Genomic DNA, 23,019 nt, shown 5'->3' on the forward strand with positions numbered 1-23,019 from the left:
TCGGCCCCTCCGAAAGTAATCTGAATTACAGATCATCTGTTATTCAGACTATATGGGTGAAAGTGTCGGGTTGCCAAGGGCCTTCGCGTTGACCGCCTGTGCAGCGTTCGTGTCCCGGTGTGTATTCAAGGCTGGCTTTGGCGATGCGGACCGGCGAAGATGACCGCGTCGGTGACGAGAGGGAGCGCACGACATGGTCAAGGTGCACGGCAAGGCGGAAGCCGGGCGGATCCGCGACGAACTGCGTGAGCAGCGGCGGCCGACCGGCCCGGTCGCCGAGGCCCGCGAGATCGCGAAACCGTCGGGTGAGGGCGCGGCGGCGATCGTCGCCGACGGTTCGGACCGCATCGAACTGGACTACGACGCGATCGCGGACGCCCGGAAGAAGCTGGAAGAGCACCAGCTGAATCTCGAGCGGCACTTGGCGGACGCTCAGGGCCTGGGGATGTCGCTGGCGGACGGCAAAGGCCCGGTGTCCGTGCCGATGAGCCGTTCCTTCTCCCGCCGAGGCGGAGCGGAGGAAGGCGGGGTCCAGTTCGCGCTCCGGTCCTATCTGGCCGAACTCGCCGCGCTGCGGACCGCGATCGGCTTGGTCGCCGACCAGCACCGGAGTACCGACGAAGCGGCCGCCTCCGCCGTCGAAGCCGTCGCGAGGGGGACCGATGAGCGGTGAGTACTACACGGACAGGCATCCGCTGAGCGCCCGTGCGCGGGCCGAACAGCGGAAAGTGGTCCGCAGCCGGAAGGCCAATCTGCGGGAAGACGCGCTGGGGAAGATCAACTGGGAGTGCTATGAGCATCGCCAGTTGTGGGACATGATCAAATCCGCCGAGCCGCCGAAACTGGGGGAGCGGGCGTACGACTGGGCCCGCTTGGCCAAGGAGATCGACACGGAGACCGCCGCGGTCCGCGAGATCGTCCAGAGGCTGGTCCTGTCCTGGCGTGGGCCCTCCGCGGCGCAGGCCGCCGAGTCGGCGCATCTGCTCACCACTTGGGCCAGCGATGCCGCGCAGACGTCGCGGCAGATCGGCGACGGTCTCGACGCCTACACCTCGGCGATCACCGAAGCCCGCCGGAAGATGCCGGAGCCGGTGCACTACACCGCCGAACGCTGGTTCAAACAGGGCTACGCGGTGAAAGCCCTCGACGGTCCCAACGGCGCGTACATGATGGACGACCTCCTCGACGACAAGCTGCCGACCAAACAGGAGGCGGACCGGGCCAAGGCCGAAGCCGTGCGGGTGATGGAGCAGTACGAAGACGCCAGCCGCGGTGTCCGGCACGCGCTGCCCCCGTTGTTCGCCGCCGCGCCGAAAGCGGCGGACGTCCAGGCGCCCGTGGGACCGCCGACCGTCGTCCCGCCGTCCGATCCGGAACCCCCTCGTATCGTGCCGCCCCCGGTGGAGACCGGGCCGGATCCGCGGCCACCGGTGCGGACGCCGGATTCACCGGTCGTTCCCGATCCGGGCACGGCGAATCACGAAGACGGCACCTACGCCGCTTCGGCTGGGATCGGGGACTTCCCCGCCGGAGCCACGACAGGGTCCACCGGACCCGGGCAAGGCGCCGGATACGGCACCGGACTTTCCGCGCCCGGCGGCGGTTTCGCCGCCGAAGACGCGGCCAGGAGCGGACGCGGCGCCGCGGGTGGTTTCGCCGGCGGGTTCGGCCAGGGCGCCGCGGCGGCCCGGGGCGGTGCCGGGAGCGCGGGATTCGGCATGTACCCGCCGATGACCGGCACCCAGCGGGAAGAGGACAAGGAACATCGCGACCGCTACGGCAGCGGCTACGACCTCCTCGACGATCTTCCGCCCGCCTATCCGCCGGTGTTCGGCGAATGAGCGGCTACCGCGCCGAACCGGACCTGATGCGGGCGTTCGCACGACGGCTCGAAGAGGTGTCAGGGGAGTTGGGCGAAGCCGCCCGGCTGACCGACGGCGTCGCCGCGGGCGACCTGGGGACGACCGGGATCGCCTCGGCGCTCGACGCCGTGATCCGTCCGTGGTCGGACTCGATCGGCTCCGCGCACACCGGGCTCACCGCCGCGGCGGCGGGGATCCGGACGGCGGCGAAGACCTACGAGGACACCGACGAAGACGCGGTCCGGTCGCTGCGCCGCTTCGGGAGCCCGTGATGTCCAGGTTCGCCGGCCTCGGTTTCGACCCCGCGCCGGGTGACGCGGACGCGATCGAGGGCGCCGCGCGGCGGTGCTCGGAAGCGGCCGCGAAGCTCGACCTGGCACTCGCCGCCCGGATCGAAGTGCCGCGCGAATGGGCGGGCGAAGCCGCCTTGACCGCCGCCGGTCGTGCGGCCGCCGAGCGAACGGCGCTCGAACCCGCGCCCGCCGTGTTCCGTGCCACGGCCGGAATCCTCACGTCGTGGGCGGGCATCGTCGTGGCCGGAGCGCGCCGGGCCGACCAGCTCGACCGGCGCGCCGTGGCACTCCGGCGCGCGCTCGTCGAGGCGACGGACGCCGTGGAGGTCGCGGAAACCGCCGTCCAGTTCGCCACCGGGACCGCGGCCGCCGCCCAAGCCGACCTCGCGGCGGCGAAAGCGCGCCGCGACGAGGTGCGGCGAGAACTCGACCGCGTCCTGGAACAGGCTCGCGCGCTGGAGGCGGCGCACCGGGCCGAAGCATCCCGGGTCGAGCACGAACTGAAGGCGCTCGGAGAACCCGGAGCCACGCTGGGCGAAGCGCCGGACGGTAGCGCCGGGCTCGCCGACGTCACCGACGGGATGACACGGTTTTCCGAGCTGAGCAAGGAACTCGCCGCTTCGCTGGCCCGCGCTCCCGGCCCGGCGGTCACCCCGCCGTCCGGCGCCGTGGGCGCCTTCGCCGCGGCCGTCTCCCTGAGCGGCCGGTGAAACTGACCGCCGTCCCGGGGATCACCCCGGTCTCGCTGGCTTCGGTCGAACGGACCACGGCCGAACTGCACGCGCTCCTGATCCGCCTCCGCGGCCCGGACGCCGAACGTGACCTCGGCCTGGAGACCGCCGCGATCCAGGCCGCCGAACGCGCCCACGAACACCGTGCCGGCCTGCTGGCGATCGTCGAGCATCGCGACGCCGACCCGGCGTTGCTGCTCGCCGGGTCGATTCCCGTCGAACGTCCGCTGAGCACCGAGGCCGCGGCCGGCTTGAGCTGGGCCGCCGCCGAAAGCGCGCCGGGCATCCGCGAGGTCAGCACCGCGACGACGGCCCGGGGCTACCCGGTGGTGATCGTCGAGCGGATCGCCGTCGACGGGCCGGGCGCGCAGCTGCAAGCCGTCGTCCTCGACCCGGCGCGGCCGAGGGTCGCGGTGTTCACGCTGAGTTCGCCCGGCGGCCGAGGCTGGCTGGACGTGGCCGCGCTCGCGGGCGCGCTGGTCGCGGGAGTGGACCTCAGTGAGCCAGCGCGCGTTCCCTGAACTCCCGGGGTGTTTCCCCGACGGCCTTCCGGAAGGTGCGCGAGAAATGGGCCGCGCTGGTGAAACCGCAGTCTTTCGCGATCTCGGCGATCCCTCGCGCCGCCTTCGCCGGATCCGCCAGCAGGATTTTCGCCCGCTCGATCCGCAAACCCTTGATCCGCTCGGAAATCCCCTGACCGTCGTCGAACAGCTGGTAGAGCCGGCGACGCGAGATGTACAGGGCCTCGGCCACCTGGTCCGCGCCCAGCGACGGATCGGCGAGACGCTCGCGCATGTACCGCACGGCTTCGCGGCGACGGGTCGCGAGCGCGTCGGCGCGGTCGAGCTCCGCCCGCAGCACGCTGCGCAGCACCAGTTCCGCGAGCCCGCGCAGGTGATGGGCGAGGCCGTGCGGATCGAGCGCCTCGCTGACGGCGAGGACGTGGGCGATCGCGCTGGAGAACAACGCGCGCAGCGGGGCGTCGACGTCGACGGGCCGGAACATCAGCGGCCGCAACTCGTCGAAGGACAACGAGAGTTCCGCCGCCGGGACGGTGAGCATCACGACGCCCTGCCTGCCCGGCGTCTCTCCGCCGGGACCACCGACCGGCAGGACGTGCAGGACGCAACCCGCGAAGCCGAGCTTCGCCCCGTCCTCGGCCACCGCCCGCGGAACGGTGCAACGCAGGAGAAGCTGGATGCCGTCCGGGCCCGCCTTCCGGTCGCCGAGGATGGCCGCGCGGGCGGCGGCCGCGCCGGAGGCACGGACGATCAGCTGTCCGGTCGCGACTTCTGGTTCGGTCATGGGCACCGTTCGCGGATTCGTCGGGATTTCTCGTTCATCTTCATCGTCGGCTCGGTATCGTGCCCGCCGGGGTGGCGGCACTAGGGGAGAGGTGGCCATGGCGCGGCGTTCGGCGAGTACGGCGGGCATCGTCCTGTCGCAGCTGGAATTCGACCTGTTGTGGGCGGATTTCGGGAACGGCGGGGCACCTTATCCGCTCGACGTGCCCTCGCACGGCGAAACCCTGGAGGAACGGGACGAACTGGGCGAACGCGTCTTCGCCGGGCTCGCCGAAGCGGGTTTCGCCGACGGCGACGAACTCGACACCGGCATCGAGGACCTGTTCGTCCTGCTCGGCTCGCCCTCGCTGTCGGTGGACGCGCTGGTGCTCGGCGAACAGCCGTGGCGGATGCTCGCCGCGGTCCGGGGCGCCCATGGGGTGCTGGCGGTCCAGGACGAGAAGGACCTGGTGCTCGAACCGCTGCGCGCGGACGGGTTGATCACCACCGTCGGCCGGATGCTCGGCGACGGCGTGCCCGGTCCCGGTGACCAGCTCCGGTTGCCGCGATCGGCCTTTTCGGCCGCCATGGACGGTTTCGCAAGAGCGGGTTACGACGGATTCGAGCGCGCGCTCGCCGGAGCCGGGATCACCGGCCGGAGCGTGCGTCCCCTGGCGACGATGGTGACGTCGGCCCGCCACGGAGCCGGGCAGCTCGCGGTCAACGGCGTCCGCGGCCGGAGCCCGGTGCTCAGCTGGTTCGACACCGAAGCGGGCCGCTACGCCGTCACCCACGAAGACGTCGGCGGCGAACCGTGGGTGATGGTCACCCCGGCCGACGCCTCCTGGCTCGCCGCCCGCCTCGGCCCGATGATCGACGACGTCTCATGATCGCGAACGCCAGGCGGGCGAACCGAAATCCCCGGTGAGACCGTCCACAACGGACTCACCGGCGTCGAGCGCCGAGACGGTCGCCTCGGCGGCGAGCCGGAGCACCAGCGCGGAGAGCGCGCTCGCGCCCGAGGTCAGCGCGCCGGGCTCGAACCGCAGCCCGACCGGCTTCCCGTACAGGTCGACGGTGACGGTCACGCCGTCCGCGCTCGCCTCCCCGGTCACCGCGGCCAAGCGGCCGGTGTAGTCCGTGTCCGGGGCCTCGGCGTCTTCGAGCAGCTGCTCGACACTGCGTTCGTCGATCACTGGACCCTCCAGGTCTCCGGGGTCGTCTCTTCGATCGCCTCGGCCAGTTCGGCGTTCGTCCCGAGCCCCAGCGACTCCGCGTCGTCCAGTTCGAGCCGCCGGCTCGCCTGTGCCGCCGCCCGGTCCACCAGACCGAGGATCCGCCGGGAGAGCTCCTGCGGGCCGAGCCGTAGCGCGGCCTCCTCGATCCGCAAGGCCCGCAGCGCCCCGCCCGGTTCGACCTCGACCGCGGCCACGCGATCGCGTGCCTTCCCGGTGATCACGGGCGCACCCCGCCGTAGAAGGTGGAGCCGGACAGCGTGTGCGTGTTGCGGCGCACGGCGTCGCCCGAGTTGCCCTCGATCAGCGTCACCTTGTTCCCTTCCACCTTCTCCACGATGCCGATGTGGGTGCTCGTCGACGGGCTCTGCGGTCCGGTCCCGAACAGCAGCACATCGCCCGGTTTGGCGTCGTGCAGAGAGGTGCGGCCGTACGCCTTGCCGTTGCGCTGCCCCCAGCGGTAGACGTCGCCGGTGAACGGCAGGACCGGGATGTCCACCCCGGCCTTGCGCCACATCGCGGTCGCGAACGACGAGCACCACGCCGCCGTCGGCCCGTACGGGTTGCGGTTGCTGCCGGGAGGGTTCTCCCGTGTGCCGAGCTCCTCGCGCGCCGCGGAAACCACCTTCTGGCCGCGAGACCTCGCCTTGCTCGTGGTGGTCCGATCCGGCTCGCCGTGTCCGGAGTCGTGGTGCTCCCGGACCTTGCGGTCGGCGACGCCGTCGTGCCGGAGGTCCTTGCGCAGGCTCCGCAGCTTCCCGGCGGCGTCGGTGAGTTCGCCGTTCACCTTCCGCAGGGTCGCGGCCGACTGTTTCGTGTAGCGCGGGGCGAGATCGGCGGCCGCGGCGATCGCGGTGGCCATCGCGGCACGCGAGCCCACGGCGGTGGCGTCGTCGAGGAGTTTCTTCGCCTTGGCGATGTATTCGTCGGCGAGCCGCTGGACCGCGGTATGCCCGCCGTCCACAGTGGACGTCACGCGGGCGACGACCCGTTCGGCCTCGGTACTGGCGTCGGCGGTGAGGCGGATGTCCTTGCGCAGCCGGGCCGTGGTGCGCTCGAACTCCTCCGAAGCCTTGCCCTCCCAGTGACCGAGGACGACGTCGGTCTCCTTCTTGTGCGCGTCGTGCTGGTCGTGCAGGGTCTTCGAGACCTGGTGCAGGGCGAACTGGACGCGGGCGGCGTCCTCGGCCTTGCCCGCGAGCTTGTTCCGGTGCGCCAGGATGTCCGCGGCGAAGTGCCGGGCGGTGGCGAGGGTGTCCATCGAGGTCTCCAGCGTTTTCAGGCGAGCCGGTGCAGCGTCGCGGCGGACGAGGAATCGCGATCGTGGTAGGCCTTGCGCGCCTGGGCGGCCGCGTCCGCGAGCCGGTCGGCGGAGCCGCCGACGGCCTTGACCTGGCTCTGCAGGGCGGCACCGAAATCGCCGAGCGCGTCGGCGAACCCGGATTCCTCGCCGATCCTGCCGAAGCTGTCGCCGGCGATCGATCGGACGTCCTTGACCTGGTCGGCCGAGGCGGAGGTGAGCGCGTCGCCGACTCGCCGGGTGCGCCGCACGAAGCCGTCCAGTGTCCGCCCGTCGACCCGGATCCGCCCGAGTCCGGCCCCTCCGCCGGTGGGCTTGCCGTGGTGTTTTCGCACGGCGCCGGCCGCTTTGCGGGCCGCGGGAAGGTGCCGCCGGTACGCGCCGTTCGTGTAGGTCGACCACGGTGTCCACGAGCGGCCGTCGTCCGAGATCTTGTTGGCCGCCTTGGCGTTGGTGGCGGCGTCGAACAGTTCGGCGTTCGAGTCGAGGCCGAACTGCCTGCGCCGTTCCGGCCCCATCGCGCCCAGCATGTTGATCTGCCAGAGCCCGTAGGAGTCGTCGGGCGGAGTGGCGTTGTGGGCGCGGGTGTCGCCGCCGGATTCGGCGAGCGCGACCGCCACCGCCGTGGTCAGCCCGTCGCCGCGAAAGCCGGCGTCGTAGGCGTGCCGGGCGATCTGCTCCGGGGTCAGCTTGGTCATGAGACGAGCTTGACCGCCTGTGCATGCCGGAGGGAACCGGCGTTGCACGCGTGGACACGTGCGTTGCACAGGCGGTCGGCTCGGTCTAGCCGATCGGTTCGATCCAGATGTTGCGGAACCGCGGGTTCTCACCGGGGTCACCGTGATCCTGGAGCCGGATCGCGCCCGGCCCGGCGTTCTCCGGGTTGCTGTCGCCCGTCCCGCCGTCGATCTCCACGTCGTCGTGGACCACGACGCCGTTCCAGACCACCGTCACCCGGGCGTTGTCGGTCTTGTTCCCGGCGCCGTCGAACCGCGCGGCGCGGAAGGTGACGTCGTAGGTCTGCCAGGTCCCGGGAGCGGTCGCCATGTTCCGGTCAGGGGCCCGTTTCGAGTAGATCGCGCCCGCTTCGTTGTTCGCGAGCGTGGTGTCCCCGAACGATTCGAGCACTTGCAGTTCGTAGCGCTCCTGGAGGTAGATCCCGCTGTTGCCCCGCTGCTGTCCGGTGACCTCCGGCGGGTAGTTCGGCTCGTTCCACTCGGCGTGCAGCCGGAAGTCGCCGAACTGCTGCTTCGTGCGGATGTCGCCGCCGTTGGACTCCATCGCGCCGCCGGACACCGGCCAGGTCGCGGCTCCGCCCGCGCGTTTCTCCCAGGCGTTCAGATCGGTGCCCTTGAACAGCTGGACGCGCTGCGACTCGGTGAGGGTGAGGCTGTCGAGGTTGACGTTGCCCCCGTCGCCGGCGTCGTAGCGGTAGGAGATCGTGTTCGCCCCGGCTTTGAGGTCGAGCGTGTCGGGCTGCGTGTTCCAGGTGTCCCAGTTTCCGGTGCTGGCGAGCCGGACCTGTTTGACCTTCGTGCCATTGACGTAGACGGTCACGGATTTCGTCCCGGGAGCCGGATCCGGGCCGTTCGAGTACCGCAGCGCCGCGTTGTAGGCGCCGGTCTTGGGCGCGTTCACGGTGAACGTCGTCGCGGCGCCCTGGTTCCAGTAACCGTCGACGAACCCGGTACCCGTGTAGCCCTTGTGGTTCGTGTTCGTCGCGGCGCCACCGCTCAGCGCGGCCCGCTCGGCCTCGTAGGTCGTGCTCGCCGGCGGTCCGCCGACCAAGGAGTTCAGCGTGTACCAGGCCTCCGTGCTCCACAGCGCCGCACCGGACTCCGCGGCGAACGGACGCGGGGACCGGACGTGCACCACGTGGCCCGCCTTCAGGCCCGCCACCTGCAACGTGACCTTCTTGCGGTCGGGCGACAGGCTCGCGGAGGTGACGGACAGGGTCTGCTCGTCGACCTTCGGCCCGCCGTACGCGGGAGTGGGCTGGTAGCGCCACTGCTGCGCCTGGTATTTCGCCGCGAGGTTCTGCGCGGTCCCGGCCGACAGCGGCTGGGTGTACTCGAGTTCGAAGCCGCCCGCGACGGCCCGCATCGCGCGGATGTCGAAGGCGTTCGTGTCGTTGGGGGTCACCTTCTGCAGGCCGTAGGCGAGCTTGCCGGGCTGACCCCAGTTGCCGCCGCCGTCGATCCCGCCGGTGTAGATCGCGCCGTCGGGCCCGAGGCTGATCCGGCTCACGCCTGATTCGAGTCCTTGGGTGAGCCGGAAGACGGCACCCTGGTACTCGCCGTTGACCTTCTCCAGGAAGGCCCGCTGGAGCCCGCCGTAGGTCACGTCGCCGTACACCATCTGCCCGGCGAAGGGACCCTTCGAGAGCGTGACCATGTTGCTCGGCGAGTTCGCGATCTCGTTGTGCGGCAACCACAACACCGGCGCGGTGACCGGCTTCGCGTCGAACGGCCCCGGGGGATTGGTGTAGTGGTTGAAGAAGCGGTCCTGCTTGACCCGCACGAGTTTGTTCGCCGGCAGCCAGCCGCCCTGGTTGTCCGTGACGAAGACGTCTCCCTCCGGTCCCCAGCCGATGCCGTGCGGCGTGCGCAGCCCACCGGCGATGTAGGAGATCTGACCGGTCGCCTTGCTGACCTTGATCGTCGTGCCGCGGTTCGGCGCGGGCTGCGGATCGGTGGTGGCGCCGCCGTAGTTGATGGCCACGGAAAGGTTGGCGTAGAAGAAGCCGTCCTTGTACAGCAGCCCGAACGCGAACTCGTGGAAGTTGCCGCCGAACGGCCATGTGGCGACCGTGCGGTAGTCATCGGTCACTTCGTCGCCGTTGGTGTCGTTCAGTTCGACGAGCCGCGTCTTCTCCGAGACGTACAGCTTGCCCTCGACGTACTTGACGCCCATCGGTTCCTTGAGCCCGCTGGCGACGCGCTTGGTACGGACCTTGCTCGGATCGGTGTTCCCGCTGACGTTGCTCAGCAGGTGGACCTCCCCGAGGACCTTGTCGGAGCCGCCCCAGGTGGCGATGGCGAGCCGCCCGTCCGGCAGCCAGTCCATGCCGGTGACCTGCGGCTGGAACCCCTCGGGGCGCAGGTTGGTCAGCGTGAAGCCGGGGTGGACGGCGTTGAGGGGCAGGCCGTCACCGGGCGAGTCCGCGGCGCCCTCGCACTCCTTGCGCCCCGGCGAGGTCACCCGGACGACGTCGGCGTCGGTGCTGAGCACCGAAGTCGGCACGAGCGCGAAGCCGGCCGCGCCCGGTGGCCGCCATTCGAGGGTGATCTGCTGGTCGTTGGTGTTGTCGAAGTGGTCGATCCGCAGCGCGTGATAGCCCGTGCTCAGCTGGACCGAGCCGGTCGCCGGCGTCGCCCCGTGCAGACCGTCGTGGTTGACCACCATCTGACCGTCGATGCCGAGCCGGGAGCCGTCGTCGCTGGTCAGCCGGAATTCGTGCTGGCCCGCCGTGGCGATGTTGATGTTGGCGATGACCTCGGAGACGAACTGCTCGTTCAGCCCGAAGTCGCCCGTGCTCGTCCAGTTGATCGTCGGCATGAGCTTGTCGACGTTGGGGGTCTGGCCGGGTTTGATCGTGCAGAGCTTGGTGATCTCGCGCTGCAGGTCGTACGTGCGGAGCGTGACACCGGGTTGCTGGGGCGGGATGGCCGCTTCTGCCGGGGCTGTCACCAGCCCGGTCAGGCCCGTGACCAGCGCCAGCGAAGCGACGATGGACCGGTTGAAGCGCTTGCGGACAGACGGAAGCATCGTCGCTCCTCGGGTCGGCGGCGGAGCACCTCTGTGACGTCCGCTGAACCTAAGAGGACTTTCGTATCAAGTCAACGAAAGTATGTACAAGTCGGACGAAAGTTACCCCGAACGGCCGTGCGGCCTTGTCGGCACTTGCGTGGCGCCGCCCCTCTGGTTGAACGCGGCGCCACGTCGGTCCTGCTCGACCTACTCGTCGTGGTCGTCTTCGGCCTCCTTGTCCCAGTGCCGGGCTTGTGCTTTCAGGGATGCGGCGAAGTCGCGAAGTACCTCGGCGGTATATGGCCAGTCGTTCTCGACTCTGTCTGCCCAAGTCTTGTACTTCTCGGCGGAACTCCGTTCCCGCTGGCCGCCGTCGTAGACTCCGCGCGTACTGAACCCGGCGTTGTTGAACAGGCCGATCCCGAATCCGTCGCGTATGTCGTCGGCATCGTCGAGGTCGAGGACATCCCGAACCGCTTCCGCGGGCCACGCTCCGTCGTCGCCGAGGGGGCCTGCTGAGATGAGGGCGCCGATGGCCAGGTCGCCGCTACGCAGCATGTCGATGCCGCGCAGGAGTTCGCGAACCTGATGCAGCCACTCGAGCAAGCGGGGGCCGTCTACTTGGTCTCCATTCTGTCCAGGGATGCAGCGAAGACGTTGGCCTGTCATGTAGAACCCCATCGCGCGGGGATTTATCTTCTCTGTTGGCAGGTATCGGAACTTGTGCAGCTCGACGAACGCGATCGGATCATCCGCTATCCAGCTCAGTAGTGCGCGAGGTTGCCGGTTGTGAAGCAGGCTTGAGAATGCGATTTCCCAACTTGCTACTTCTTGCCTGGGGCACCCTGTGGCGTGTAGGTAGTTTACCAGCGCTTCGACTGCGTATGCGGTGTGAGCTGTTACTTGTGTCTCAGACTTGAGTAGTCCGGTAAATGCTGCGAAAATAATTTCAGGAGAAGGTTTCCAGTCGGTTGAGTTGTTGTGAGCGGCCATGGACAAGGCATCGATGGTAGCTTCATATCGCTCGCGTTTGAGTATCTCGACGAGGTATTCTTCGGTGCGTTCGTCGGGGAAGGGAAACGCCGGGGTGAGTTCCCAGAATTTAGTTGCAACGTCGGCCTCTTCGTGATCCAACTGTTCGAGGGTCAGGGAGACGGGCAATGCGAGAATGAATGCCGACCGCAGTGCGGGATCGTGGGGAACGGTACTTATCGCTTCGGTGGCCCAGGCGTGACCGTCTGCTGATGCGCGGCAGCGGATCCAGCCGTCCGCGAAGGGTTGACCCAGTCTGGCGAGCACCTCGTCGCGAACGGAATCTCCGGCGACCTGGGCGAGAGTCCAGCCGACGGTCTGGCCCGATTCACTCGACGCCGCGAGGCGAGCCAAGCCTTCGACGCCGTGTTGGTTCAACTCTGCTGAGACGACCTTCTGTCGGAGCGATTCGACGACGGCTTGGTGGGCGGTGTAGTCGGACAGGTCGACGTCAGGGATGCGGGGATGCCAGGTGAAGAGCCAAGCGTGCCTCGCGGGGTCGTGGGATGGTTCGATTCCTTCCAGGAAGGATGACAAACGATCGACTTCCTGTGCGGACAGGTGTCGGTATTCGGAATCCCCCATTTGCTCGTAATTGGCAATGTTCTTGGCTTGATTCCAAAGTTCTAGAGTGCTGTTCGGATCGAGGCTCGTGAAGTCGGTCGATTCGAGAGTGGAAAGAAGCTTCTCTCTGTAGGTCTGGGGGAAGATACTGATCTTCGAAAGATAGCTTATCCAACGGTTTGGGAATGATGTCAAATCTGACAGGATAGCGGAGAAGACCGTGTTCAGATAAACTTCGATCGCGCCCGAGGATGCTGGTTCGGTGCTGGCCCAGTCATGTCGAACGCGAGGTTGTTCCAGGGGAATTGTAAATTTCCTGTGATCCGTGAGATCATCCAGTAGTTGCCAGCCCACTTCGCCATTTTGTTTTCGTACCTGGTTGATGAGAGCCGGCCGCTTTTCGACTGGAATCGGACTCAGTGCCCGGTGTGAGAGCAAGGAGGTCAGGGTGTGAGAGGGGCGATTGCTCACTCGGCCACCGGGGTCGATGGCCGCCAGTTGAGCGACCAAGAGAGTGGCGGTCGCGCTGTGCTCGGGCGACCACGCGACAGTTTCCAGTGCCCAGAGCAGGCCAGTGTGCGCTGAGTGGCGGTACAGGGATCTTCCGTCGCCATCTTCGAACATCAGTCGCAGAAGTGGCTCCTGCCCGCGAAGTCCTGTCCTTACTGCGTCGAGGAAGATCCGTGGTGCGGCCTCGGCGAGCAGCGGAAGGACATCGTTGAGGGAGCGCCACCGCAGACCGGTCCGGTCGCTATTGGCCGCCTTCATGAGTTGATAAACAACGTCAGAGGCGTGATTCTCGGCAGGGCGCCCGGCGACAGGTGCTGTCCCGGCGTCCCCGAGTCGCGCCAGCCCATGGGCGAATCCCTGTCGCAGTTCATCGGACCATTGTCGACCTATGCCGTTGATCCCCGCGGTGGGTACTTCTGAGTCCGGGAGCATGAGTACCGGGTCGTTCTCTCCGAGAACCTCCCCGGCGGCCTCGGAAAACCGGCGTATGTCGGTGGCGGTGACCTGTGACATGAGTTGCGCCCACGCGTCATACGGATCTGCGAGTTGCCAGCGTGAACCGCTGCGGTGAATGAACGGGTCGCCGGAGAGCGCATTGGGCTCGGCGAACCGATCGACGACCGAATAGTCGTTACCGGCTACCTTGGCGACCATCTCGTGGTCGGCCTCGTTGGTGGTGGACCACCGGCTGACAAGGGACAGGGGTACCGCGATGGTCGAGTCTGGTGCGACTGACCAGGATGGGCGCCGGGCGTTCGGGCTCAGCCGTCGCGTGAGCGCCCGGTGGCTACGACGAAGCAGACCTGCGTATTCATCTGCCTGTCGTAAGGGCAAGCCCAAGGAGAGGAAGATGGAACGGGCCAGGTCTCGGGGTATTCTCGGCAGATTCAGGATTTCCTGGCGGTGGATAATCCCGTCGTGGGCGATGACGACATGCCGATCCTGCTGGTTCTGGCTGATCGAGATGCCATCGCCCGCGATGACCGCGGGGAACGACGGCGGGATTTTCGAGGCTTGTTCCCAGCCTGCCTGGGAGGTCACCAATACCGCCCTGTGCTGTGGGTTCTGGCTGTTCAGAACGGCTGCCACGAAGGTGGCGACTTCGTCGGTGGTCTGACCGCGAAGGCTGAGGAGTCCTGGCGGCCCCGACAGCCAGGAGTGTAGCCGCTCGACGATCTTCTCGCGGCCAAGCATGAAGAGGTCGGCGGGGAGTTCGGGATTGGTTAGCGAAGTTCGTGCACGATTCCATGCAGCCAGGTCTTCGATTCCCTCGAGAACGCCGATTCCGAGTTCTGGAGCGGCTTCGATCAACCGCTCGATCAGGCCAGGGATCGTGTGCCTGTCACGGTAGGTGATACGGATGTATTGGCGGTTGGCCAGTTCGGCGAGATCGGGCGGCAGCTCCTCCGCCTTGTACATCCTTTCCGTGTGCTCGAGGACAGGAATCACCGGCTTCCCATCCTTCAGTGCGGTGGCGATCTCCTTCCGGACCACATCATCTTCCTGTAACAACCGCTGGCCGAACTCGGACAGCCATTTGTCACCGATCACGACGATCATGGCCGAGCAGGTGTCGACGGCACCCCACATGATCGGTTCGTAGTCGTGCCCCAGGGGTATGGATGAGCTCGACCGAAAGACTTTGTCCTTGCCGAAGACCTCGCCGAGTTCCGCGGCCAGCCAGGCGGCCTTGTACTCGCCGTCGCCGACGCGAAAGTTGATGAAAACCATGAGGACGAGCTTGGCGTGGGGTGACCGATGGTTCAACGGTTTCCTGTTTCCAAGTCGACTGGATCATGAAGTCTGACGCTGTGGGGTCCCAGCGTTGGCGAAAGACGGAGAGATGCTTGTGATCTGGGTCGTGCTGCCTCGGATAGAGTTGTGATCGGCGCGAGGGGAGGACGGGTGACGACGGGATCAGGCGAGCCCCGGCTGCGTTCGGCCGTCCTTACCCAGGCCTGGGAAGGCCTCGACGGTGTCGAGGTCCTCTCGTCGGCCGACGGTGGACCGCTGACCCGGACGATCAAGAAGATCATCGACCCGCTGGTGATCCGCACGGCGGCGCGTCCCCGGCTCGGCCGTCCCGTGCTGGACCCGGCCGCGGCGGCGGAAGTGACGGAACTGCTCCTGGCCGACGCGGACAGGCTGCGCGCCACGGCCGCGTGGTTCGTCCACCTCAAACGCGGGCGCCGCGCCTTGCGCATCACGGCGGGCAACGTCCAGGACGTCTGCTTCCCGCTGGCCTACGAGCTGGCGACCGGTTTCGGCGCGCCCGGGCCGGAAGCGGCGGAGACGGCCGCGGCGGCGTTGCGTGATCTGCACGGCGAAGGCGGCGTGGCGGGCGTCGATCAGCTCTCCGGGTATCTCGCGGATCCCCGGATCGCGGCGGATCTCACCCGGGAACTGGAGCGCCGCTGGCACGCCGAGACCGCCCCGGACCAGGACATCGCACCACTGAAGTCCTTTGTGGACGAACTCTCCGATCCGGCATGGCGCGCGCTCGCCGGTTCGGCCGCCGGACACGCTTTCGGGCTCGCGCTGCGGCGATCGGACGGCGCCCGCGCCTTGAGCGGGACCGTGCGGGAGATCTCCGGGCTGCCCGCACCGGACCTCGGTCTCCAGCGCGGTGATCGCACCGCCGTCCCGCCTGTGAACCGGCGTGACGAGACCGGCGCCGAACTCCTCGAACGCAGCGTCGAACGGCGGGTGCGCGCGACCTTGCGCCGCCTTCCCCCGGACGAACGGGCTCCGGTCGCCGACCTCGTCGACGACGAACTGTCCCGGGTCGCCGCGGGATTCGGGCTGAGCGTTCCCGCGCTGGCCGCCTGCTTCGCGCTCGGAGTCGTGCTCGCGCCCGCGCTGCGGCCACTCGACGGTGCCGCTCCCGTCGGCGTCCCCGAGTTCGCGCGCCGGCTCAACGCCCAGGTCGCGCGGGAGGGCTACGTCCTCCACGCCCGCCGCGCCCTGGCCGGCGCCACACCGCTCACCCCGAGGCCCGACGCCGAACTCCTGCGGGATCTGCGCGAGTTCGCCAAGCAGTTCCTCAGCAGGCTGTGGGTCCGGCTGCACGGCTTCGACGTCCGCGGCGATCTGCCCGCCGACGCCGCCGACGTCCGCGACCTCGTCACCGGCGTGGTCCGTTCGACCTCGCTGGACCTGCGGACCAAGGTGCGCCGCGCGCTCGTGGCCCGCCTGCCGGATCTGGAGGCCGTCTCGTGACGCATCCGGTGCACATGCCTGTCGTCGCGGCGGACGGCGGCCTGATCCGGTTCACGCTCGCCGATCTGCTCACCGGCCGGACGACGTCGATGCGGCTCGAACTCGGTGACGCCGGAGCCGCCGAACCGTGGCTGACCAGGCTCGTGGGCGCCGAAACCAGCCTCGCCGTGCTCGGTCAGGGACAAGCGGAGCTTCCCGCCGGTCCGGAACTGGGCAGGCTCGCCTTGTTGCTGTGGCTGCGTCGCTGGTGGCCCGCGAGCCCGTCGCTCGGGGTGCCGTCGCTCGACCCGGCGTTACTGGACCTCGAAACGGCGGTCGCCACGGCCGACGTGGAGGACCTGGCCGAAGGCCTGCTCGACGGTTTCGAAGCGTCCCCGGCCGAGTTGTTCGACACGGCGATCGCGGACGGCGCGCTCCTGGCCGCCGCGCCGCCGGTCGCCGACGAGGTCCGACGACTGTGCGCGCGTCTCGCGTCCTGGTTCGACGACCAGGACGACGTCGTGCGCGCCGAAGCCGCGGCGGAAGTGTCGGCACGGTTGGAAAACGTGGCATCGAGTCAGCGCGCGTACGCGCTGGCCGCGGGCACCGATCCCCCGGTGCCGGGAGAGGGAGTGCTGGCGAGCGGACGGGCGAGCGTCGACTGGGCGCGGGTGCCGCCGGGGATCCTGGACGCCGCCGAGGACACGGTGACGTGGCGGATCGTCGCGGCCGCGGCCGGCAGCCGGCTCGAAGTCGAGGTCGGGGGCGCGTTCGCCGACGCCACGCTCACCGCGGTCGCGGCCCACGACGGCGAGCCGTTCGCGGAGGTGCCGCTGGCCTTGGGCGCCGGGCGGTTCACCGGCACGGTCGACGTGGACGACGACGCCGCCCGGCTCGCGGCAGGCGTCCACAGTGGACGGATCGCGCTGGTCGTCGGCGTCGCGGGTGAGGGCGTCGCCGGGACCACACCCGAAGACCGGGCGCAGGTGGTCGCGCTCGTGCGGGCGCGCCCGCCGGAGGCCAGGACGCTCGCCGAACGCGCGGCGGCCGCGTCCGACGACGAGGAGTTCTGACGTGCTTGTCGGCATGCCGCCGCCTCAGAACCCTCCGGACCGCTTGCTCCCGCCCGAGCTGAGCGCGGCCAGTTCGCACGGGTACAACTGTCGTTGTGTCGCGAGGTATTTCGGCCTCGACCCGGCTCCGTACGGTGTCCTGCCCGCGTGCTCGCTGTCCGAACGCCAGTACCGCAAGCTGCTCGTCGAAGCCGCCGAGGTCCAGGACCAGGCGAAGCAGCTCGCCGCGGTGCGGAACGTCGCCGGTGCGCACCGGAAGTACGCCCGGATGCGCGAGATCGCGCAGCGGCTCGACCGGACCGATCTCGAACTCGCCGCGGTCAGCGATCTGGCGACGGTCTGCTACTCCGCGGGCGACCTGCGCAACGCGAGGCAATGCGCGGAAGCCGTGCTCCACGTCTTCAAGGTGAGCACCGCCGCCATCGTCCACTTCGGTCAGTACGCCGAGGCGCGGATGATCGAAGGGTCCCGGGAGGTCGCCGAGCGCGTGCTGATCTCCCTGGCCACAGAAGAAGGCGACGTCGCCAAAGCGCGTGAGCTGATCGCCGGACAGCGCCGCCGGGCGGCGTTCCGCAAGGACGCGGGGCCGGAACAGTATCCGCCCGAGTTGCTCGACGTCCACGGCACCGACGAGATGGAGCTGCGGATCTTCGACGTGCGCGTCCAGATCGCCGCTGGGGATCTGGCGGGCGCGAGGGCCGCGCTCGACGAGATCCTCGCGGCACTGGAGGTCCTCGCGGAGGTCGACGAGATCCGCGAGCGGGTCACGCACCAGCAGACCATGGCCAGGGCCGAACGCGCCCGGATCCGCCAGGCGGGTGGTGAGGACGCGGACGCGCGGGCCGATCTGCTGAGGCTGAGCGCCCGGCACACGGGCGGTCCGATGGCCGCGAAGGCCGACATCGGGCTGGCTGAGTCCCGCGCACTGGCCGGCGATCTTCCCGGTGCGGTCGCCACGATCGTCGCCGCCCGTGACGCGCTCGCGGCGGCGGGCTTGACCGGCGACGTCGCGGAGGCGAGCCACGCGCTGGGCATGTTGTTGCTGCACACGGGGGACGTCTCGCAGGCCAGGGACCAGTTCGAGCACGCGAGGACGATCCGGACGGCGAACGGCGACGTCCCGGGCCTCCGACTCGTCGACACGGCGCTCGCCCGTTGCGCGGCCGCGGAAGGCGACTGGACGACGGCTGCGCACCACGCGACGCGCGCCAGGGAATCGGCGCGGACGTCGGGTGACTGGCCGGACCGCCTGCACACGGATTTCGTGGCCGCGACGATCGGGTTCGCCCGCGGGGAGGACCCGCGCACGGTGCTGGACCTGCTGCTCCCGCTGACGCTCGCGGCGGCGGAGTACCGGTTCGAGTTCGTGTCTCCGCAGGCGCGCACGGCCTGGGCGCAGGACATCGCGGCCCCGACGATGGGACTGGCGCTGACGTTGCTGGCCCGGCTGGGTGAGCGGAGACTGGCGGCCGAGCTGATCGAGCGCGTTTGCGCGGTCGGGGCGTACACGGGGGTCGAGGGGCCGTCGCTCGACCTGACCGGGAAACTGCCGGCCCTCGAAGTGCTCTCGTCCACAGAGGACGCTCGCCTTCCCTTGGCGGCACTGGGTTCCGTCACGGCGTCGCTTCCGCTCCGGCTCGCCCCGCCACCCTCCCTGCGCTGGTCGCCGTCGTCCCGGATGGAGCTGGACCGATGGCTCGACGTCGCCGCCGAGCGGTACCGGCTTCCCCTTCCGGCCACCGAAACCGTCGAGACCTGGCCCGCCGCCCGCCAGGGCCGCGAAACCTTCCTCCTGCGCTTCGCCGACGCCGGGCACACGTTCCTCACCTGGCGGACCACCGGGGACCTCGACACCGTCCACACCCATCCGATCGAGTCCGCCCTCGTCGGGACCGCCCGCCAATTCCTGGACGCCGCCTCCCCGACACCCCACGAGGGCGAGAGCGTGGCCGACGCCGTCCGGCGTTCGCTGGGCGAAGACGCGTTCGGCGGCTTCGCCGGTGAACAACGGCTGGCCCGCGTCCTCGCTCTCAATCTCCTGCCCGCGGACCTGGTCGAACGGCTCCGGAGTGCGGCCGCCGACGGGAATCGCCCGCTCCTGCGCGTCCAGCCGTCGCCGAGTCTCGCCGGTGTCCCATGGGGACTGCTGGCGCTGCCCGACCGGCGGGCCGATCACGTGCTCGAGATCGACGAGATCAGCAGCTGTTTCGACGGCGACGAGCGCGTCCTCGACGTCGCCGACGTCTCCTTGCTCGCCCCGGCCGCCATCCCGCGCCGTCCGCCCGCCGCGGACGGTCCGCCGGTCTACCTGCTCGACCCGCGCATCCCCGGCCAGAGCGCCTTCGGCGAACTGGGTTCGGTGCTCGGCAAGCAGGACGCGTCGTCGCCGCTGATCCGCCATCTGGACGCGCGGCTCGCCGACGGGCCGGTCCTGCCCGCCGCCGCGCGCGGGCTCGACCTGGTCCGCCGTACCGACACCGACCGCCGTCTGCTCGCCGAACTCCTGGCGCGGCCCTGTTCGCGGCTGGTGTTCGTGGGACACGTCAGCCGCGTGCGCGACGAATACGGCGCGCAGACCGCGCTGCACCTGTCCTGTTCGGCCGATCTCCCCGGCACGGCCGCCCCGATCGGCCCGCACCGCCCGTTCACCGCCGCCGACCTCGCACTGTCCGAAGTGGACACCATGCCCGCGCGGGTGGCGCTGATCGGCTGCGCGAGCGCGGGCGATTTCGGCCTGGCCGAACCGTTCGGCGTGCTGCTCGCCGCCGTCGCGGCCGGAGCGGGACTCGTCGCCGCCACGGTCTGGGCGCTGCCGACGTCGGCCGCCGTGCCCGGTTCGGACCCGATGTCCGAGCTGGTCATCGCCGTCGACACCGCCCTCGCCGGTGAGGATCCGGTCGGCGAGCTCTGCGCGTGGCAGCGGACCCGGCTCGCCCGCTGGCGCGAGAAGCCCGAACCCGCGTCGTCACCGGTCTTCTGGGCGCCTCTGACCTGCCTCGACGCGACCGACGACGGGAAAACCTGGGTTCGGTAGCGGGACGGCCCGCCGAAGCTGTGTCCATCGAGAACGACACAGCGAAAGGCGGCACCCGATGTTCAAGAAGATCCGCGACAAGATCAACGACGCGACCCAGCAGGGCATGGCGCGCGGACAGCAGGACTTCCAGCGGCACGCCGAGCAGTTCCGGCAGGCCGCCGCCGCGCAGGGGCACGACATCACCCCGCAGCTGCCGACGCCGCAGCTGGCCGCGCAGGCCTTCCGGAACCTCAACGCCGACCCGGACATGGCAGCGTTCCTGGCGCTGCCGATGGACGAGCAGCTCAGTCAGCAGCGGGAACTGCAGGCCTACGGCACCGAACTGCGGCGGCTCTACGACACCTGCGAGCCCGCCACCCTGGTGATCCGCGAACTGGAGCCGACCGGCCGGAAGATCGCCGGGCAGGCGCAGTACACCGCGACGCTCGAGGTCACCCGCGCCGACGGCGCCACCTACGGGACCGTGACCACGCTGATCGCGCCGCTGGCGACGATCCAGCAGTACGCGCCCGGTACCCGCCACGAGGCCCGCGTCGACCCCGCCGACCCGGCGAAGGTCGCCGTCTTCGGCCCGATCGGTTAGGGGGCGAAGATGTTCCCCTCGTTCGAATTCGGCCTGCCGGAAGACCCCCGGCAGGCCCGCCGTCCCGGCCTGCGCCTGTGGCTGCTCGGCGTGCCGACGACGCTCGCCTGGGCGGTCACGGGCTGGTCCGGCGCCCTCGGGCTGCTGGACGGCTTCCGGCTGATGTCGCTGAACCGCGTCGACGCGTGGGGGGCCGACGCGGGCCCGGCGGTCTCCCTCGTCCTGCTCTTCAGTGTCGCGATCACGATCGCTTCGTCGCTCGGGTTCGCGATGCTGTGGAGCGGCGGGATGTCGCTGCGCGGGATGGGTGTCGGCTTCCGGGCGAGCAGCCTGGCCGCGTCGCTCGGTATCGCGGTGGGCACCGGCGTCGCGATCCCGTCGTGGACACCGCCCGAGTCGGTCGGGAAACGGTTGCCGTTCGGCGACGGCGCGGCCGAGCAATGGACCGACGTCGACTGGGTCGTCTACTACGAGCCGTATCTTGTACCGGCGGTGGCCGGCGTGACGGCGCTGGTCATGATCATGGTGCTGGGGCGGGCGTTCGTCGCCAAGGCGGAGGCGGACGACCGGGCACAGGCGCTGACCCAGACCGGCGTCCAGGTGATGGGGCAGGTCGTCGGCGTCGAGTTCACGAACGTCTGGGTGATGGGGAATCCCCGGTTCACCGTGCAGGTCCGGTTCCCCACGGAAGCGGGGGAGCGGACGGTCGTGACCACGATGATCACCCCGCCGCTCCAGGCCCCGGCCAGGGGTTCGACGGTGAAGGTCACCTACGACCCGCGGAACCCCGACACGGTCCAGGTGGACCCCGATCCCGCTGATCGGGCCGCCGGCGGGAACCTCGGTGCCTTCCTGCCACCGCTGTTCTGACCGCCCTCTACACTCCCGCGGATGGACGAACAGACGGCAGAGGTGTCCACCGCGCAAGCGGTCCGTAAAGCGATGATCCGGCTGGTCCCGTTCCTCGGGCTGCTCTATCTGCTCAACTATCTCGACCGGGTCAACGTCGGGTTCGCGGCGCTCACCATGAACGCCGATCTCGGCATCAGTTCGGCCGCCTACGGCCTCGGCGCCGGCCTGTTCTTCGTCGGGTACTTCTTCTTCGAGGTGCCCAGCAACGTCATCCTGCACAAGGTCGGCGCCCGGATCTGGATCGCGCGGATCATGGTCACCTGGGGCATCGTCGCCTCGGCGACCGCGTTCATCCAGGGCGAGGTCAGCTTCTACATCGTGCGGGTGCTGCTCGGCATCGCCGAGGCCGGGTTCTTCCCCGGCATCATCCTGTACCTGACCTACTGGTTCCCGAGGAAGGTGCGGGCCAAGATCGTCGCGCTGTTCTTCCTCGCGGTGCCGCTGTCGTCGGTCGTCGGCAGCCCGATCTCCGCACTGCTCATCCAGAACGGCGAAGGGGTCTTCGGCTTCGACGCGGGCTGGCGCTTCATGTTCTTCGCCGAGGGCGTGCCTTCGATCCTGCTCGGCGTCGCGGTGTTCTTCCTGCTGCCGAACAAGCCGAAGGACGCGAAGTGGCTGACACCGGGCGAGCGCACCTCGTTGCAGTCGACCCTCGACGCGGAGGACACCCAAGCGGTCTCCCACGAGGTGAGCACCCGATCGGCGCTGACCGATCCGCGCGTGCTCGCGCTGAGCGCCGTCTACTTCGGAGTCATCTTCGGCCTCTACGTGCTGGCGTTCTTCCTCCCCCAGGTGATCAAGGACTTCCAGCAGCAGTTCCAGACCAAATACACCATCGTCGAGATCGGGCTCATCACGGCGGTTCCCTACGCGATCGCCGCCGTCGCCATGGTGCTGTGGGCCAGGCATTCGGACCGCACCGGCGAACGGGCCGGGCATGTCGCCATCTCCGCGTTCGTCGGCGCGGTCTCGATCGCCGCCGCGCTGTACCTGGGTTCGCCGCTGCTGGTGATGGCCGCGGTGACCCTCTGCGCGATCGGTGTGTTCACCGCTGTCCCGGTGTTCTGGCAGTTGCCCAACGCCTTCCTCACCGGGGTCGGCGCCGCCGCCGGGATCGGCCTGATCAACTCGTTCGGCAACCTCTCGGGTTTCGTGGGCCCCTATCTCGTCGGCTGGCTGCAGGGACTGACCGGCAGCTTCCGCCCCGGCATGTGGTCCGTCGCGTTCTTCATGGCGATGGCGGGCGTCATCGCGTTGTTCTTCCGCCGCAAGGAGAAGAACGCCGTCAAGTGAGGTGGTCGAAGTCGCCCGAGACCCACCGGATGTGGGTCTCGGCGCTTCGGCGCACCACCGCGCGGGCGTCGCGGTCGATGGTGTCGCCGCCGAGGGTGTAGAGCCGGTCGACGATGCGGCGGACCACAGCCGCGGACATCGGGATGTGCTTGGGGAAGTTGCGCTGGAACGACACCCAGTCCGGCGCGAGCCCGCCGCTGATCGTGTCGCCGAGCCGAACGAGTTCGCGGCCCGGCAACGGTCCGGCGTGCTCGTCCCAGAACTCGAACGCCGGATCGGGTGCGGGCAGCCATTCGCGATCGCGTTCGTTGACCAGTACCGGGATCCCGCCCAGTGCGCGGCTCCAGCTAGCCGCGCGCCGAG

The 23,019-nt window shown here is 69.3% G+C and carries 20 protein-coding genes; 12 read left to right on the forward strand and 8 right to left on the reverse strand.

What is annotated here, in order from left to right; genetic code table 11:
* The first annotated feature begins 193 nt into the window (after positions 1 to 193).
* From AB0N89_RS02975 to AB0N89_RS02995, 5 genes are read left to right on the forward strand one after another with little or no spacing between them, the layout of a single operon-like run.
* Entirely contained in the window at positions 194 to 673 is a 480-nt protein-coding gene (locus tag AB0N89_RS02975; protein ID WP_364199558.1) for a hypothetical protein, read from the forward strand.
* Positions 663 to 1,841, forward strand: coding sequence for a PPE domain-containing protein (locus tag AB0N89_RS02980; RefSeq protein WP_364199560.1), 1,179 nt, complete (start codon positions 663 to 665; stop codon positions 1,839 to 1,841). Before AB0N89_RS02975 ends, AB0N89_RS02980 begins: the two co-directional genes overlap by 11 nt.
* Positions 1,838 to 2,134, forward strand: a complete 297-nt coding sequence (locus AB0N89_RS02985; RefSeq protein ID WP_364199561.1) for a type VII secretion target — start codon at positions 1,838 to 1,840, stop codon at positions 2,132 to 2,134. The genes AB0N89_RS02980 and AB0N89_RS02985 overlap by 4 nt, the downstream gene beginning before the upstream one ends.
* Entirely contained in the window at positions 2,134 to 2,865 is a 732-nt protein-coding gene (locus tag AB0N89_RS02990; protein WP_364199562.1) for a hypothetical protein, read from the forward strand. Before AB0N89_RS02985 ends, AB0N89_RS02990 begins: the two co-directional genes overlap by 1 nt.
* Positions 2,862 to 3,407 (forward strand): hypothetical protein, encoded by a 546-nt coding sequence (locus AB0N89_RS02995; RefSeq protein WP_364199564.1) that lies wholly within the window; start codon positions 2,862 to 2,864, stop codon positions 3,405 to 3,407. The genes AB0N89_RS02990 and AB0N89_RS02995 overlap by 4 nt, the downstream gene beginning before the upstream one ends.
* On the opposite strand, the gene AB0N89_RS03000 is transcribed toward AB0N89_RS02995, so the two are convergent.
* A complete protein-coding gene (locus AB0N89_RS03000) occupies positions 3,382 to 4,191 on the reverse strand; it encodes an AraC family transcriptional regulator (protein WP_364199565.1) in 810 nt (269 codons plus the stop codon). The two genes, AB0N89_RS02995 and AB0N89_RS03000, sit on opposite strands and share 26 nt — an antisense overlap.
* Before the next feature lie 97 nt (positions 4,192 to 4,288).
* Between AB0N89_RS03000 and AB0N89_RS03005 the strand changes: the two genes are divergently transcribed.
* Positions 4,289 to 5,059: an ESX secretion-associated protein EspG gene (locus AB0N89_RS03005; protein WP_364199566.1), complete on the forward strand. Its 771-nt coding sequence runs from the start codon at positions 4,289 to 4,291 to the stop codon at positions 5,057 to 5,059.
* On the opposite strand, the gene AB0N89_RS03010 is transcribed toward AB0N89_RS03005, so the two are convergent.
* The 6 genes from AB0N89_RS03010 to AB0N89_RS03035 form a co-directional block, all read right to left on the reverse strand.
* On the reverse strand, positions 5,054 to 5,365 hold the full coding sequence (locus AB0N89_RS03010) for a hypothetical protein (RefSeq protein ID WP_364199567.1): 312 nt from the start codon (positions 5,363 to 5,365) through the stop codon (positions 5,054 to 5,056). The genes AB0N89_RS03005 and AB0N89_RS03010 overlap by 6 nt on opposite strands.
* Positions 5,362 to 5,628 carry a YbaB/EbfC family DNA-binding protein gene (locus tag AB0N89_RS03015; protein ID WP_364199569.1) on the reverse strand — a complete coding sequence of 89 codons (267 nt, stop codon included), beginning with the start codon at positions 5,626 to 5,628 and terminating at the stop codon, positions 5,362 to 5,364. The genes AB0N89_RS03010 and AB0N89_RS03015 overlap by 4 nt, the downstream gene beginning before the upstream one ends.
* Entirely contained in the window at positions 5,625 to 6,665 is a 1,041-nt protein-coding gene (locus AB0N89_RS03020) for a CHAP domain-containing protein (RefSeq protein ID WP_364199571.1), read from the reverse strand. The genes AB0N89_RS03015 and AB0N89_RS03020 overlap by 4 nt, the downstream gene beginning before the upstream one ends.
* Positions 6,666 to 6,682: 17 nt before the next feature.
* On the reverse strand, positions 6,683 to 7,402 hold the full coding sequence (locus AB0N89_RS03025; protein ID WP_364199573.1) for a transglycosylase SLT domain-containing protein: 720 nt from the start codon (positions 7,400 to 7,402) through the stop codon (positions 6,683 to 6,685).
* Positions 7,403 to 7,487: 85 nt separating this feature from the next.
* Complete coding sequence (locus tag AB0N89_RS03030; RefSeq protein WP_364199574.1) at positions 7,488 to 10,472, reverse strand: family 16 glycoside hydrolase; 2,985 nt, start codon at positions 10,470 to 10,472, stop codon at positions 7,488 to 7,490.
* 189 nt (positions 10,473 to 10,661) lie between these two features.
* Entirely contained in the window at positions 10,662 to 14,291 is a 3,630-nt protein-coding gene (locus AB0N89_RS03035) for a toll/interleukin-1 receptor domain-containing protein (protein WP_364199576.1), read from the reverse strand.
* 174 nt (positions 14,292 to 14,465) lie between these two features.
* On the opposite strand from AB0N89_RS03035, the gene AB0N89_RS03040 reads away from it, so the two are divergent.
* Genes AB0N89_RS03040 through AB0N89_RS03065 form a run of 6 tightly spaced genes read left to right on the forward strand, consistent with a single transcriptional unit; the run spans position 14,466 to position 22,656 of the window.
* On the forward strand, positions 14,466 to 15,779 hold the full coding sequence (locus AB0N89_RS03040; RefSeq protein ID WP_364199578.1) for a hypothetical protein: 1,314 nt from the start codon (positions 14,466 to 14,468) through the stop codon (positions 15,777 to 15,779).
* On the forward strand, positions 15,776 to 16,831 hold the full coding sequence (locus AB0N89_RS03045; RefSeq protein WP_364199579.1) for a hypothetical protein: 1,056 nt from the start codon (positions 15,776 to 15,778) through the stop codon (positions 16,829 to 16,831). Before AB0N89_RS03040 ends, AB0N89_RS03045 begins: the two co-directional genes overlap by 4 nt.
* Before the next feature lies 1 nt (position 16,832).
* Positions 16,833 to 19,865: a tetratricopeptide repeat protein gene (locus AB0N89_RS03050; RefSeq protein WP_364199581.1), complete on the forward strand. Its 3,033-nt coding sequence runs from the start codon at positions 16,833 to 16,835 to the stop codon at positions 19,863 to 19,865.
* A gap of 58 nt (positions 19,866 to 19,923) precedes the next feature.
* Entirely contained in the window at positions 19,924 to 20,451 is a 528-nt protein-coding gene (locus AB0N89_RS03055; protein ID WP_364199583.1) for a hypothetical protein, read from the forward strand.
* Between the two features lie 9 nt (positions 20,452 to 20,460).
* Positions 20,461 to 21,321: a DUF3592 domain-containing protein gene (locus AB0N89_RS03060; protein ID WP_364199585.1), complete on the forward strand. Its 861-nt coding sequence runs from the start codon at positions 20,461 to 20,463 to the stop codon at positions 21,319 to 21,321.
* A 21-nt stretch (positions 21,322 to 21,342) separates the two neighbouring features.
* Positions 21,343 to 22,656: an MFS transporter gene (locus AB0N89_RS03065; RefSeq protein ID WP_364199587.1), complete on the forward strand. Its 1,314-nt coding sequence runs from the start codon at positions 21,343 to 21,345 to the stop codon at positions 22,654 to 22,656.
* On the opposite strand, the gene AB0N89_RS03070 is transcribed toward AB0N89_RS03065, so the two are convergent.
* Complete coding sequence (locus tag AB0N89_RS03070; protein WP_364199589.1) at positions 22,649 to 22,894, reverse strand: hypothetical protein; 246 nt, start codon at positions 22,892 to 22,894, stop codon at positions 22,649 to 22,651. The genes AB0N89_RS03065 and AB0N89_RS03070 overlap by 8 nt on opposite strands.
* Positions 22,895 to 23,019 lie beyond the last annotated feature (125 nt).

Source organism: Amycolatopsis sp. NPDC089917 (genome assembly GCF_040684635.1).
GTDB lineage: Bacteria > Actinomycetota > Actinomycetes > Mycobacteriales > Pseudonocardiaceae > Amycolatopsis.